Below are 13,437 nucleotides of genomic sequence, written 5' to 3' on the forward strand. Positions count from 1 at the left end.
TTTGTTCGTTTCTACCCTCGGCGCCACCGTGGTGTCGCGCGGAGAGTCTCCCCTCAGTTGAGAGAGGTGTCCTTCAATTCTCCCACAGCCGTCTAGACTGTGACGGTGTCAGAGCACTATTTCACGCAATCGCCCAGCAGCGAGGCCAAAACACGCGAACTCACTCTCGATCTCGCGGGCCGTGAAGTCACGGTCGAGACCGTCTCGGGGACCTTCTCCCCCACCCGTTTGGATCTGGGAACCGCGGTCCTGCTGCGGCATCTGCCGGCGCCGGAGCCTGGCGACATTCTTGATCTGGGGTGCGGCTGGGGCCCTATCTCCTTAGACGCAGCCCTCAGCGCCAAGGACGCCGAGGTGGATATCCGGGTGTGGGCGCTCGACGTCAACTCCCGGTCCCTTGATGCGACTCGGAAGAATGCGCAACGCCACGGGCTGACTTCGATTCGTCCCGTCACCGCTGACGAGATTCCGTCCGACATGCAGTTCACTGCGATCCGTTCGAATCCGCCGATCCGGGTGGGCAAGGACGCCCTGCATGACCTGCTGACCACCTGGTTGCCACGGCTGGCTCCTGGTGGGCGCGCCGATCTCGTGGTCTCGAAGAACCTCGGTGCGGATTCGCTCCAAAAATGGCTCATCGAAACTCTGGGTGAGGGATTCAACGTGGTGCGAACCGGATCGTCGAAGGGTTACCGGGTCCTCACCGTCGACCGCGACTGACGGTCTCGTCGACCGGCTTGGACCAGTGACTCGTCGACAAACGGTGAGGTGCTCAGGGATGAACGCCGAGCCATTCTTCGGTTCCGAATTCCACGATTTGAGCCAGTTCCTTGAACCCGAGCTTCTGCGAGGCGTTCGCAGACTCAGGATCGGTCGCCCTAGGAGCGGCCTCCTCGAGTTCGACCTCAATCCCGTGACCCAGACACGTCTTCTCGCTTCGTGTCTCCGACTCCACTGCGCTCTGATTCGAGCTGTGCCGGCTACTGCTGTGCTGGCCTGCCCGAACCGCCGGCATCCTCCTCGGTGCCGCCGTCTGCCCGCACTGGATCTTGGCGCACATTCTTGCCGCGATTCTCCCAGAACGCGGTCGTGGTGACCTCGTCCGTATCGTCCCATGCTTCGACCTCTGTATTGATGTGTTTGAAACTGGGCAGATCGTCACGGCGGAAGATGGGCTCCTGTCCAGCACGGCGCTGATTCATATAGTTCTTCAACAGACTGAACACGAGCGGAGAGAGCATCAGCAAGGCGAACAGGTTGATCAGCGCCATGATCGCCATGAAGATGTTTGCGGCAGTCCAGACGATGTCCAGGGCGGCTATCGCGCCGACGAACACGGCGACCATCACGATCACCTGATAGATACGCAGTGCCATCCTGCTGCGGGTCAGATGCTCGATATTGGCCTCGCCGTAGTAGTAATTGCCCAGAATCGAGGAAAATGCGAAGAGGAAGATCGCGAAGGTGAGGAAGTGGATCGCCCACTGGCCGAGTTGTCCGCTCAACGCGGTCTGCGTCAGCTGGACCCCTTCGGCCGAGCTGCCGTATTCGGGGTTGGAGAGCAGGATGATGAAAGCAGTGATCGAGCAGACAAGGATCGTGTCGAAGTACACGCCCAGGGATTGCACGAAGCCCTGTTTGGCAGGGTGCGAGGCGGATGCCGTCGCGGCGGCGTTCGGGACAGAGCCGATGCCTGCCTCGTTGGAGAACAACCCGCGCTGGACGCCCACCAGCATGATCGAACCGATCGATCCGCCGGCGATCGAATGCATGCTGAAGGCATCGGAGAAGATGGTGCCGATCATTCCGGGGACAGCACCGATGTTCAGCGCTACGACGATGATCCCCACGATCAGGTACAGTCCGGCCATGATCGGCACAAGGTACGCGGAAACACTTGAGATTCGCTTGGCACCACCGACGAAGATCGCGTAGGCGCCGACGGCGATGACCAGTCCGGCGATCGCGGAGAACATGAAGTTGTTGGAGCCATCGATGTCGAACGATGCTCCGACCGCATCGACGATGGAGTTGGACTGCACCGTGTTGAATACGATGCCGTAGGTGATGGCAACGATCACAGCGAAGATCAACCCGAGCCATTTCATCTTCAGCCCGTGCGTGATGTAGTAGGCCGGGCCTCCTCGGAAGTTGGGGCCGTCCTTGACCTTGTAGAGCTGACCGAGTGCGGACTCGGCGAACGCCGTGGCCCCGCCGACGATGGCGGTCAACCACATCCAGAACATCGCGCCGGGACCGCCCAAGGAGATGGCAAGTGCCACACCGGCGATATTCGCCGTGCCTACGCGCGAGGCTGCGGATATAGAGAAAGCTCGGAACGGTGAAATGTTCTTCTTGCCTTCGGCATCCCGGCCGCCGGGCTGCGTGAGCGTGCGGAACATTTCGGGAAGCAGCCTTATCTGGACTGCACCCGTGCGAATCGTGAAGTACAATCCGGTGGGAATCAAAACTGCGACGAGAACGTATGTGAAGACAGTGTCGACGCTGTCAAAGACGTTCTGGAACATCTCCATAGAGCTGAGCCTCCTTCAACACGCGCACCGCGTGAGGTTAGGGCGAGCGAATGCAACGCCCCTTCAAATCATATTTCTCCAGTCTGCCATCGAAAGCCACGCTTGGAAGCAACCATTTCCACCCGGACGCTGTTTAGGTTTGGCTGCCTTGTGCCGGCAGACCGCGATCACGCTTCGCCGCCCAGGCATAGAACCTGGAGTCGACTCAACTTCCAGCAATTCCATCGTTGTTTCGGGCTGGGTTGGAGGGATCCAAGGTGCTGATCGCTGGGCGCGCAACTCGCGCATGCTGGCGCCGAGTCGGGTCTGATGGGGGCAATGCGGCATCCTTGCTGGGTTGAAAGGGCACAGAAAAAATGGTTCGACTCCCAAATGTCTCGTCTCACATGGACACAAGATATTTGGAAGCACCGAATTGGTGTCGTGTGAGAGGCGCCTGAGCGCGAACATTCGACGAGCGGGCCAACCGCGACACCGTCAGCTTTGTCTGCCAATGGGAGTCCGTGACCCCATATGGGCGTCCAGTCACCAGCTGGCTTGCAGGCAGTCGTCCGGGTCATTCAAATCGTCTGGAGCCAGGTTATCTCGTATCGGAAGAATTCTTGATCCGGCCAACGATCGATACCGAAGTTCCAGCCGAGTCGCCCTGAGCTGGGTATGTTCAACCCACCGAATGTGCGATAACCGGTGATCTCTCCACCGAATGGATGCCAGCCGAACGTTCCGGTGTTTCCTGGATCACCCCATCGGTCAAAGACCAGGGACTGGATGTGGCCATCCGGATGCAGGTTGTAGCTGACGTCTACGGGCGTGTCTCCGAGCACGTGCTGCACCGAAATGCGCGATTCATCGGTAGCGGACCACGTCACTTACGAATCGAGGCAGCAATGCTGTCGGAACCCAGACGGCCTCTGCTCCGCCACGACCAGCAGCGCTACGAGACACATCTTGGCCAGCAGCGGACGCGACGGTGAACAACCCGAAGAGCTTCCAGTCCATGCCACCGATACCGTCAAGGTACTGATCGGATCCGACAACAACTCCGGCAACACGAGCTGCCCAGATGAAACCCCTGTGTGGGTTGAGTATCTGCGTGGCTTGAAACGGCAGCCATCTACACAGCTTGATGCTGCCGCGCATCTTCAGCTTTATGGTCCTCGTCAGCGGAGCACCAACACGTATTGCACATCGGAGATGCCGTTGTACAGGTTCCGGTAGCCCGGCAATCTCCTGGCTGGTGAAGGTCGCGTGAGACGAGACTTCCTTAAGTCGCTGCTCCCATTCGGGCCGACTTTTAGGTTCACACTGATCGAAGCTCACAACGATTCACTCGCGGTTGCGGAACTCCGGCTCAATGGCCCGTCCTACTGTCTCGCAATTGAAGTGTTTTACAACCTATGCGTTTTGCGACGGGAACGCTATGACACACTCCACTGACGACTTGGATCCAGTTTCGATGATATCAAACCCTGCATCCGTCCGGTTCCGAACCTATCCTTCCTGACCCGCTGCCGTTGCGGGATAGAGCACGCCTACTTCTTCTTGTCCTTGTGGTCTGGGATGACGACGAAGGGACATTTGGAATGGGCCACACAGTGCTGGCTGACCGAGCCCAAGAGCATTCCGGCGAAGGCACCGTGACCGCGGGTGCCCAGCACCAGCAGCTGCGCGGACTTCGAAAGATCGACCAGCGTCTCTGCCGGAATGCCGCGAAGCACCTTCTCGATCACTCCGGAATCCTCACCTACGGCTTCACGCACCGTTGCGGCCAACATCTCACTGGTCCGCTTCGCGACCTTTTGTTCCGGTTCGAGATAGGCGATCATGCTTGAATATGCCACTGGAATCTGCCATACGGCGGTCGCTTCCACGACGGAGTCATACTTTTGTGCGAATTCAACAGCCCACCGCAGGGCTTCCTTTGAGTTCTCAGATCCATCGACACCGACCACGACTGTTTGTGTTGCCATGCCTCGTTCACCACCTCCGGTGCACCAAGGGCACCATCGAAGACTCAACCCATCCCGAGCTGCTCTGCGAAGTACCTGCCACCAGCATGCAACCTGATGGAGACACCCTCAAAGGTGCGAGACGAGGTGGGTCAGGGTCTCCGGCACAAGAACCGGATCACCCCATCCCCTGGCTCTTACCATAGCAGATGGCTACCGCGTCACCAGTGATTTGTCAAATCATTCCAGCCGAAAGAGTGGCAAAAGGTCAGCCACGACAGCGCTGAGGACTGGTACAGAGTTCAATGGCATCCAAACCGGTTGAAAACTGCCAGAGCAGACGGTGCAAGGTCTGCACCACTCCCACAGGTGCGGGATTCTGATCACCATGTCCTGCAACCTCGCCGGCGAATCGGCGCACCTGTCGTCAGCTGTGAGACACGTTAGCTGTGAGACACGCTAGCTGTGAGACACGTTCGAGCACCTGTAACGCTCATACACCGGGCGACTTACGGCTCAGGCGCCGCTACTCAGCTGATCGTTCCGCTGGCCACCAGCACGGCCGGTCCCGACAGCGTGACACGACCTCGCGTTCCGTCTTCGTTCGGGGTGATGCCGATGCGCAGCTGACCACCGGGAACGTCCACGCGCCATTGCAGGGGCGAGGCTGGGCCGGCCCAGTGGTGGGCGGCAATGGCTGCGGCGCAGGCTCCTGTCCCGCATGAGCGGGTCTCGCCGACGCCGCGTTCGAACACGCGCATGCGCAGTGCGCCCTCTCCCCCGGCCACATCGCTGCGCATTGGTTCCATGACGATGTATTCGACATTCGAACCCTGTGGCGGTACCGGGTCGAGGACTGGCGCGTCCCGCAGTTCGGCGCTCTCAAGTTCAGCCGACTCTGCGAGTGCGACCACAGTGTGAGGGTTTCCAGTCTCGACGCGCACGCCCGGGCGGGGCACCTCGATGCCAGATGTCGAAACGAGAACGTCGTCGCTGTCATCGAGAGACCATTCGCCCATGTCGATCGTGTACCAGGAATCAGCTGCGGAGCCGGGAGGCGTCGGTCCTGCCGAGGCGGCCGCTGTCGCGTCACCGGTCTGCATGCCCAGTGCCGGGTTGAGGACAGTGCGCACGGTCTTGATTCCGTCACGTGTGCCGATGAGGATCTCTCGCGCATCAGCCGCGACGCGACCGGTCGTCGCAAGCACATGGGCGAAGACCCGAACTCCGTTGCCGCACATCTCAGAAAGACTGCCGTCGTGGTTGTAGTAGTCCATGAACCATTCGGCACCAGCCTCGGCCTGGCCGAGCGCCCCGGGAATCCCGCTGCTGGCCGAGCGTACGATGCGGATGACACCGTCGCAGCCCAGACCGGACCTGCGATCGGCCAAGAGTGCGATCGTTTCGGGATGCATCGCCAAGGCGCTGTCGTCGTCGGCCAAGAGGACGAAATCGTTCTGTGTGCCGTGACCCTTGGTGAAGGCGGTGCCTGCGATATCGGCGAATGGTGAATGGGAGGAGCTCATGAACTCATCCTATCCGCGTGGGATCCCCTAGCGGCACAGTCGGCATTCAGTTCTCGCAGTGTGGGCTTCAGCTTGCCCGCAATGGGTGTCAGCTCTCGAGGAGCCTGCCGTCTGTGATGGCCTCGAGCGCGCGAGCCGTGTTGGCCTCATGGTCTCCGGCGGTTGAGTCGATCCAGACGATTCGCGGGTCCCGGCGGAACCACGTGTCCTGTCTGCGCGCGAACTGGCGAGTCCTGATGGTCGTCTGCTCCTGAGCGGCTTCGCGGTCGAGCTCGTCGGCCAGATACTGTTGGATCTGCGCATATCCGATTGCTCGGGATGCGGTTCGGCCCTCGGCAAGCCCCCGCTCGAGCAGGCAACGGACCTCATCAACCCATCCCTGCTCCCACATGAGACCCACGCGAGCCGCGATCCGTTTGTGCAGAGCCTCTCGTTCGACTGCCAGACCGAGGTGGATGGTCGGTTCGATCGCCTGATAGTCAGGCAGCTGAGCGCTGAAGGGCCGGCCTGTCAGTTCGATGACCTCGAGGGCACGCACGATGCGCCGTGAATCATTAGGCGTGATCTTCGCAGCTGCAGCCGGGTCAAGATCCTGCAGGTGCCGGTGTCGGCCCCAGCGGTCGGCATCGACTTCGGACTCGAGCCGTGCCCGCACCTGGGGGTCGGTGCCGGGGAATTCCATCCGATCGGTCGCGGCTCGCACGTACAGCCCTGATCCACCGACGAGGATGGGTCGCTTCCCTCTGCTGCGGATATCGGCAATGGCCTCACGTGCCTGCTGTTGGAAGGTCTGTACGTTCGCGTCCTCCCGAACATCGAGTATGTCGATGAGGTGATGCTGGACCCCACGCCGCTGGCTGACCGGCAGTTTCGCGGTCCCGATGTCCATGCCTCGGTAGAACTGCATGGAATCGGTGTTGATGATCTCCCCGCCGAGGTGTTCGGCAAGGTTCAGGGCAAGATCCGATTTGCCGGTGGCTGTGGCCCCGGCAATGGTGACTACAGGTGCGTCTGCGCTCACAGCACACTCATCTCAGTACGTCCCGGCTCCGCACAGCGAACGCACCTCGTGAACCGTCTCATCGAAGGTGGTGGTGAACGAGTAGTCGTTGATCCCCTGGGCCATCATGTGTGTGACCGCAGCGTCGAGGAGTTCGAGGTCGGCGTGAGTATCATCGCTGACGGCGATCGTCGCGGCCACTGTCGGGGCATCGCCGGCGGTGATTGCCTGGACGAGCTGCTCATCAACCTCTGCAGCACCTGGTACGGGGGCCAATGGTGCGTCTTCGGAGGCAGCGGCAGACAGGTCGACGGGGATCAGCAGATGCTCACTGCTGCCCAGCGGTCCGACCTGGACGCCGGTGGCATGTGCATGCAGGAGCGCCACGCCGGTGGCCGGATGGGCAGATTCGCAGGCTGCACGCCCGAGCACGTCAAGCGCGGCCACCGCCTCAACCCAGTCCTGGCCCTCAAGCAGTTGACCTGAACTGGTATCGATGCCGCGATCGATACCCAAGCCGCCGAGGCCAGCCAAAGGAGACAGCTCACGCACCGGTAGGGCCCAGTTCGCGCGTGCTGCCAGTTGGGATTCGATCGAAGCTCTCAACTCCGAAATCCTCGCACTCTCGGCCAGATCCACGTCGGCTACCAGGATCGGTGCTGCCGGGATGATCGCAAATGAGGGCATCTCAGCTGCGGGCGCGGATGGTCGGCATGCCCAGATTCGTGGAAGCGCCGCTCGACTGACCCTGTGTTGGTGCCCCGCAGCTCTCGGCCTGAGCACGATCATAGGCATCGCCTGCTGATGAGGGACGAACTGCGTAGCCCGAATCGGCCAGGAGGAAGTAGGGCTTAGCCTCGGTCACGGTCGCAGTGACGAAGTCACCCGGACGCGGCATGTCCGCTCTTTCGGGGATGCCGACGTGGACGAGTCTGTTGTCCGCGGCACGGCCGCTGAGTCGTGGGGAGTCATCGTGCGGTCTGGTCGTGACGAGCACTTCGACCTCTCGCCCGATCTGTGCAGTGTTCTCCTCCCAGGAGATTTCATCCTGGAGGGCAGTCAACCGCTCGAAGCGTTCCTGCACGATGTGCTTGGGTACCTGATCGTCCATCGTGGCGGCGGGAGTGCCGGGTCGTATCGAGTATTGGAAGGTGAAGGCCTGCGAGAAACGCGCGCGTCGGACGATGTCCATGGTTCCCAGGAAGTCCTCTTCGGTCTCCCCGGGGAAACCGACGATGATGTCGGTGGTGATCGCTGCGTGCGGGATCTTCTCGCGTACGGAGTCGAGGATGCGCATGAATCTGCTGGTGCGGTAGGAGCGGCGCATCGATTTGAGAATCGAGTCGGACCCGGACTGCAGGGGCATGTGAAGCTGAGGCATCACAGTCGGTGTCTCTGCCATAGCATCGATCACATCGTCGGAGAATGAGGCAGGATGTGGACTGGTGAAACGGACACGCTCGATGCCCTCCACCTTGCCCACGGCCCGCAGCAGTTTCGCGAATGCGCCCTTGTCTCTGAATTCTGCGCCATAGGAGTTCACGTTCTGGCCCAGAAGCGTGACTTCGACGACTCCGTCGGCGACGAGTGCCTCGACTTCTGCCAAGATGTCGCCGGGCCTGCGGTCCTTCTCCTTGCCGCGCAGGCTGGGCACGATGCAGAACGTGCAGGAGTTGTTGCATCCGACCGAGATCGACACCCACCCGGAATGCTGCGACTCGCGTCGGCTGGGCAGGGTCGACGGGAAGACGTCGAGACTCTCAAGAATCTCGACCTGGGCTTCCTGGTTGTGTCGGGCTCGCTCGAGCAGCGCTGGCAGCGATCCCATGTTGTGGGTGCCGAAGACCACGTCGACCCATGGGGCCTTCTTGACGATCGTGTCTCGATCCTTCTGTGCCATGCAGCCGCCGACTGCGATCTGGAAACCGGGGTTGCGTTCCTTGACGTGGGCCAGTTGACCGAGGTTTCCGTAGAGGCGATTGTCCGCATTCTCCCGCACCGCGCAGGTGTTGAAGACAATGACGTCGGCTTGGTCATCGGTGTTTGCAGGAACATAGCCCGCATCGTCGAGAAGTCCGGAGAGTCGTTCGGAATCGTGGACATTCATCTGACAGCCGTAGGTCTTCACCTCGTAGCTGCGCGGTGATTTCTCGGTGGCGGCAGGTGCATCAATCAGTTCAGTCATGGCGCAACTATTGTAGCCGTTGTCTGTCATCGGCGATGCTCAGTCCTCGACGAGGACTTCGCGTGTCACCTTGAGACAGACCGAGGACGCGAATCCGCGTCGGGCGAGCATCCCCAGGATTCGACGTTCGCGGACTTCGTAGTCGAGTCCGCGCGTCGATGCGGCCTTCTTCTCGGCAACCTGACGGGCGAGGTCATCTTCCCCGTCCACGCCTTCGACGGCGCCGGAGACGATCTCGGCGGCCAACCCCTTCTTGCTCAGTTCTCGTTTGAGAGCGGTTCGAGACAGTTTTCTTCGCTCCCTGTGAGCGCGCACGTAGCGGTGAGCGAATTCCTCGTCATCAAGAAGCCGGGACTTCTGCAGTTTGGCAATGAGTTCGTCGACTGCTTCGGGCAGAAAGTCGCGCTTGAGCAGTTTGTCCCGCAGTTCGCCGCTGGCATGATCGCGCATGGCCAGCATGTTCATGGCCGTCTTCTTCGCCTTCGCATAGGAAGCATCGAAGTCTTCCGGCCCATCACCTTCGTCGTCGAACGACAGCGCGTCAGCGAACGAGGGAACATCCGTCGATGATGCGAGATCCGGGGCCACCGAAGATTCCGGAACCAAGGTGGCTTCGCCGAAGTACTCGGACTGCCCCTCGGCATGACGTTGGTCGATCTCGGTGATGGCCTCGCGCAGTTTGGCCAGCTTCGTGGTCGGCGCAGATGATCTCGCCGAGTCGCCCCCGCGGGGCCTCGGCTCGGCGAGATCGCTGTCGCGATCGATCGGGTCAGGAGACTTCGACGTCATCCGATTTCGCGCTCTCTGCTGCAGTGCCTTCAGCCTGGTCGGCCCCCGCCTCGGCCTCAGGTTCGGGCCCGTCGACCTTGATCAGCCCCATCTTGTGTTTGATCTTGAGTTCGATCTCCTCAGCAAGTCCCGGATTGTCGCGCAGGAAGTTGCGAACATTCTCTTTGCCCTGACCGAGCTGATCACCGTCGTAGGTGAACCAGGACCCGGATTTGCGGACGATTCCGTTCTCCACACCCATATCGATGAGGCTGCCTTCACGGGAGATCCCTTGACCGTAGATGATGTCGAATTCGGCCTGTTTGAATGGTGGAGCGATTTTGTTCTTGACGATCTTGGCGCGGGTTCTGTTGCCCACCGCGTCCTGGCCCTCTTTCAGAGTCTCGATGCGTCGCACATCGATGCGCACGGAGGCGTAGAACTTCAGAGCCTTACCACCGGAGGTGGTCTCTGGTGAGCCGAAGAAGACACCGACCTTCTCACGCAGCTGGTTGATGAAGATTGCGGTGGTCTTCGACTGGGACAGTGCACCCGCGATCTTGCGCAGTGCCTGCGACATCAGTCGTGCCTGGAGACCGACGTGGCTGTCACCCATCTCGCCTTCGATCTCGGCCTTCGGCACGAGTGCCGCAACGGAGTCGATGACGATGACGTCGAGTGCTCCGGAGCGGATGAGCATGTCGGCGATCTCAAGCGCCTGCTCACCGGTGTCCGGCTGAGACACGAGCAGCTGGTCGGTGTCGACGCCGAGCTTCTTCGCGTATTCCGGGTCAAGGGCGTGCTCAGCATCGATGAATGCCGCGATTCCGCCCGTCTTCTGTGCATTGGCGACAGCGTGCAGTGCCACTGTGGTCTTACCCGAGGATTCCGGGCCGTAGATCTCGACGACACGACCGCGCGGGAGGCCGCCGATGCCCAAAGCGATGTCGAGTGCGATGGAACCGGTGGGAATGCAGGCGATCGGTTCACGGACCCCTTCACCCAGACGCATGATCGCGCCCTTGCCGTAGTTGCGGTCGATCTGGCCCAGCGCGGCGTCAAGCGCCTTCGACTTATCTCCGCCGGTTGGGATCTGCAGGTTCTTCGGTGTACGAGCCATGGTCTCTCCTAAAAATTTCGTTTCCCGTTGAGACCAAGGCTAGAAGGTGGCACTGACATAACAACAGAGGAACGAATTCCCCCGTGGATAATCAGCCACTCATGGTCACAGGTCCCGTGATTCGTTACCAGCATAACCGACATGGGAACAAGTGTTCTATATGTCGGAGCGTGTCGCACTATTTTGTATCCGAGGCCTCTCCCCCGCATGGAAGACGATCCCTGTGCGTTCGAGTGATTGCCTCGTGCAAGCGATCCGCCATCAGCAATGGCTCCAGTGCCGCAGCTGCGATCTCGCAACGACAGGGGCCAGGCAGTGAGTCAGCACGAGGCAGGATGTCTGAGACGACAGACAATCCGGGAAGGACTGCCCTAGAAGGGACGTGAGCGCGGTTTTTCTTTACCCAACCGGTGTGATTCGGGCACGCCCGAGGCATCACAGACTGCAATCCAGATGTCGCGGGGTTCGATGCCTGCGCGGAAGGCCTCTTCGGCGGTTCGGGAGCCCAGGCTGCTGAGCGCAAGGTCGGTGTGCAGCGATGCAGCACGAGCCTCCCCGAATTCCTCATTCATCAGGACCCAGTAGAGGGTGTGACGCATTACGGTTTGGCTGCCAGTCGTGGCACCGGGTATCCGCCGGGGCGACCGAGGATCGTATCGGAGAGTTCCTGTGGAATGGTGTCGGGGATTTCGACGCCCTCTTCGAGTGCGAAACGACCGGAGACCGATGACAGCAGAGCCGACAACGGCAGGTCGAGAGCTTCACAGATCGCGGAGAGGAGCTCCGAGGAGGCTTCCTTCTGTCCGCGTTCGATCTCGCTGAGGTACCCCAGCGATACGCTGGCTCCTGTGGAGACATCGCGCAGGGTCCGCCCCTGGCGCCGACGAACGGAACGCAGTGCGTCACCGATTTCAACTCTCAGTAACATTGTGCGTCCCTCCCCTTGTCTCCGCGAGCAGTCTTGATGATGTACTCGACTTTACAGCCCGGTCGCTGCCAAGCGCCAACCTGGGTGCGTGACCTGATAGTTTTGCCAGTCCATTCGAAGGTACTGGTGCATATTCGTCCAAGTGCCATTACCTGTTCAACTGCGCCGAGGCTGAACTTATTCCACGACTGAGCGATCATGATCAGTCGTGGGCGTCCGCCACCGGCCCGAACGCCAATTGCGTGACGAAGTCATCGAGATCTGCCACCATGGCCGCAACTGTCAGGCTGCGAACCGTGTCTCGGCCCCCGGCGAAATGATGCTCGCTGACCTGTGCCTTTCCGGCGAAGGCGATGGCAGTGTAGACGAGCCCGACCGGCTTGCCATCCTGCGGTTCGGGCCCGGCTACACCAGTGCAGGCGACACCGATGTCGGCGACACACTCTCTGGCCGCGCCGGCTGCCATCTGCGCGGCGACAACCTCATCAATGGGGCCTGTGTCTTCGAGTTGATCGGCGTCGACCCCGGCCAGACTCGCCTTGAGGTCGGTGGCATACGTGATGAGTCCGCCGCGCACCACAGCGGAGGCGCCCGGGACGTCGACGAGCGTGGCCACGAAACGGCCGCCGGTCAACGATTCCGCCGCAGCGACCGAGAGTCCCACCTGGGTACAAGTGGCGATGAGGTGCTGACTTCGGGAGAACAGCTCGGTGTCGTTCACAGGCTCACTTCGGGTTCGTACCGGCGGGATCATCGCCTGCAGCCGCGTTGCCCCCACGCGAGTCTTTGGCGAGTTTCGCGGCTTGGAGACAGTAGTCGATTCCAGTCACGACGGTCACGACGATCGCCGCGACCATGACCAGCCAGGCCAGGATCACCAAGGCGAATGTCACGCTCTCGGGAACGATATGCGCCACGGGGCGCAGCAGGAGGAAGAGTCCGATGGCGACGGTCTGGAGCACCGTTTTGATCTTGCCGCCTCTGGACGCGGGCATGACGGCGATGCGGATCATGAAGAAGCGCAGCACGGTGATGCCCAGTTCCCGGATGAGGATGATGATGGGAACCCACCAGGGAATCTCCGCGATCGCGGCCAGGCCGATAAGTGCCGCCGCCATGAGAGATTTGTCGGCGATCGGGTCGGCGATCTTCCCGAAGTTCGTGATGAGGTTGTATTTGCGTGCCAGATCTCCGTCGATCTTGTCCGTGGCCATCGCCAGCAGGAAGACGACCAGCGCCCACCATCGCATGCTCATGTCCTGGCCTCCGTCGGCCAGGAGAAGGACGAGGAAGACGGGTACGAGCAGGATCCGCAGCACGGTCAGGGCATTGGGAACATTCCACGGGCTGGGCTCTGCCGGTGGGTGTCCCGGGGCGCTGTTCTCTGGTCGATCATTCACAGACCAACCCTATCGGAGTGACATGTG

Annotated in this window: 15 protein-coding genes; 1 reads left to right on the top strand and 14 read right to left on the bottom strand. The window is 60.9% G+C overall.

Annotated features, from left to right (window positions below; all coding sequences use genetic code 11):
* The first annotated feature begins 105 nt into the window (after window positions 1-105).
* On the top strand, window positions 106-720 hold the full coding sequence (locus AAFP32_RS10460; protein WP_350269088.1) for a class I SAM-dependent methyltransferase: 615 nt from the start codon (window positions 106-108) through the stop codon (window positions 718-720).
* Window positions 721-980: 260 nt separating this feature from the next.
* Here AAFP32_RS10460 and AAFP32_RS10465 read toward each other — a convergent pair whose 3' ends face one another.
* The 14 genes from AAFP32_RS10465 to pgsA all read right to left on the bottom strand — a co-directional run bounded on the left by AAFP32_RS10465 (window position 981) and on the right by pgsA (window position 13,410).
* Complete coding sequence (locus AAFP32_RS10465) at window positions 981-2,534, bottom strand: alanine/glycine:cation symporter family protein (protein ID WP_350269089.1); 1,554 nt, start codon at window positions 2,532-2,534, stop codon at window positions 981-983.
* A gap of 560 nt (window positions 2,535-3,094) precedes the next feature.
* A complete protein-coding gene (locus tag AAFP32_RS10470) occupies window positions 3,095-3,403 on the bottom strand; it encodes a DUF6544 family protein (protein ID WP_350269090.1) in 309 nt (102 codons plus the stop codon).
* Window positions 3,381-3,854, bottom strand: a complete 474-nt coding sequence (locus AAFP32_RS10475) for a DUF6544 family protein (protein ID WP_350269091.1) — start codon at window positions 3,852-3,854, stop codon at window positions 3,381-3,383. Before AAFP32_RS10475 ends, AAFP32_RS10470 begins: the two co-directional genes overlap by 23 nt.
* 212 nt (window positions 3,855-4,066) lie before the next feature.
* Entirely contained in the window at window positions 4,067-4,504 is a 438-nt protein-coding gene (locus tag AAFP32_RS10480) for a universal stress protein (RefSeq protein WP_350269092.1), read from the bottom strand.
* Between the two features lie 509 nt (window positions 4,505-5,013).
* Entirely contained in the window at window positions 5,014-6,009 is a 996-nt protein-coding gene (gene dapF / locus AAFP32_RS10485) for a diaminopimelate epimerase (RefSeq protein WP_350269093.1), read from the bottom strand.
* Window positions 6,010-6,097: 88 nt separating this feature from the next.
* A complete protein-coding gene (gene miaA, locus AAFP32_RS10490; protein WP_350269094.1) occupies window positions 6,098-7,030 on the bottom strand; it encodes a tRNA (adenosine(37)-N6)-dimethylallyltransferase MiaA in 933 nt (310 codons plus the stop codon).
* A gap of 12 nt (window positions 7,031-7,042) precedes the next feature.
* Window positions 7,043-7,615, bottom strand: a complete 573-nt coding sequence (locus tag AAFP32_RS10495) for a hypothetical protein (protein WP_350269095.1) — start codon at window positions 7,613-7,615, stop codon at window positions 7,043-7,045.
* Window positions 7,616-7,697: 82 nt separating this feature from the next.
* Window positions 7,698-9,194, bottom strand: a complete 1,497-nt coding sequence (gene miaB / locus AAFP32_RS10500) for a tRNA (N6-isopentenyl adenosine(37)-C2)-methylthiotransferase MiaB (RefSeq protein WP_350269096.1) — start codon at window positions 9,192-9,194, stop codon at window positions 7,698-7,700.
* 39 nt (window positions 9,195-9,233) lie between these two features.
* Complete coding sequence (locus AAFP32_RS10505; protein WP_350269097.1) at window positions 9,234-9,983, bottom strand: regulatory protein RecX; 750 nt, start codon at window positions 9,981-9,983, stop codon at window positions 9,234-9,236.
* On the bottom strand, window positions 9,964-11,082 hold the full coding sequence (recA, locus tag AAFP32_RS10510; protein WP_350269098.1) for a recombinase RecA: 1,119 nt from the start codon (window positions 11,080-11,082) through the stop codon (window positions 9,964-9,966). Before recA ends, AAFP32_RS10505 begins: the two co-directional genes overlap by 20 nt.
* Window positions 11,083-11,453: 371 nt before the next feature.
* Entirely contained in the window at window positions 11,454-11,681 is a 228-nt protein-coding gene (locus AAFP32_RS10515; RefSeq protein ID WP_101619758.1) for a DUF3046 domain-containing protein, read from the bottom strand.
* Window positions 11,681-12,010, bottom strand: a complete 330-nt coding sequence (locus AAFP32_RS10520) for a helix-turn-helix domain-containing protein (protein ID WP_101619757.1) — start codon at window positions 12,008-12,010, stop codon at window positions 11,681-11,683. The genes AAFP32_RS10515 and AAFP32_RS10520 overlap by 1 nt, the downstream gene beginning before the upstream one ends.
* Before the next feature lie 202 nt (window positions 12,011-12,212).
* A complete protein-coding gene (locus AAFP32_RS10525; protein ID WP_350269100.1) occupies window positions 12,213-12,731 on the bottom strand; it encodes a CinA family protein in 519 nt (172 codons plus the stop codon).
* Window positions 12,732-12,735: 4 nt separating this feature from the next.
* Entirely contained in the window at window positions 12,736-13,410 is a 675-nt protein-coding gene (gene pgsA, locus AAFP32_RS10530) for a CDP-diacylglycerol--glycerol-3-phosphate 3-phosphatidyltransferase (RefSeq protein ID WP_350269101.1), read from the bottom strand.
* Window positions 13,411-13,437: the final 27 nt, after the last annotated feature.

It is taken from the genome of Brevibacterium sp. CBA3109, from assembly GCF_040256645.1.
Classification (GTDB): Bacteria; Actinomycetota; Actinomycetes; order Actinomycetales; family Brevibacteriaceae; genus Brevibacterium; species Brevibacterium koreense.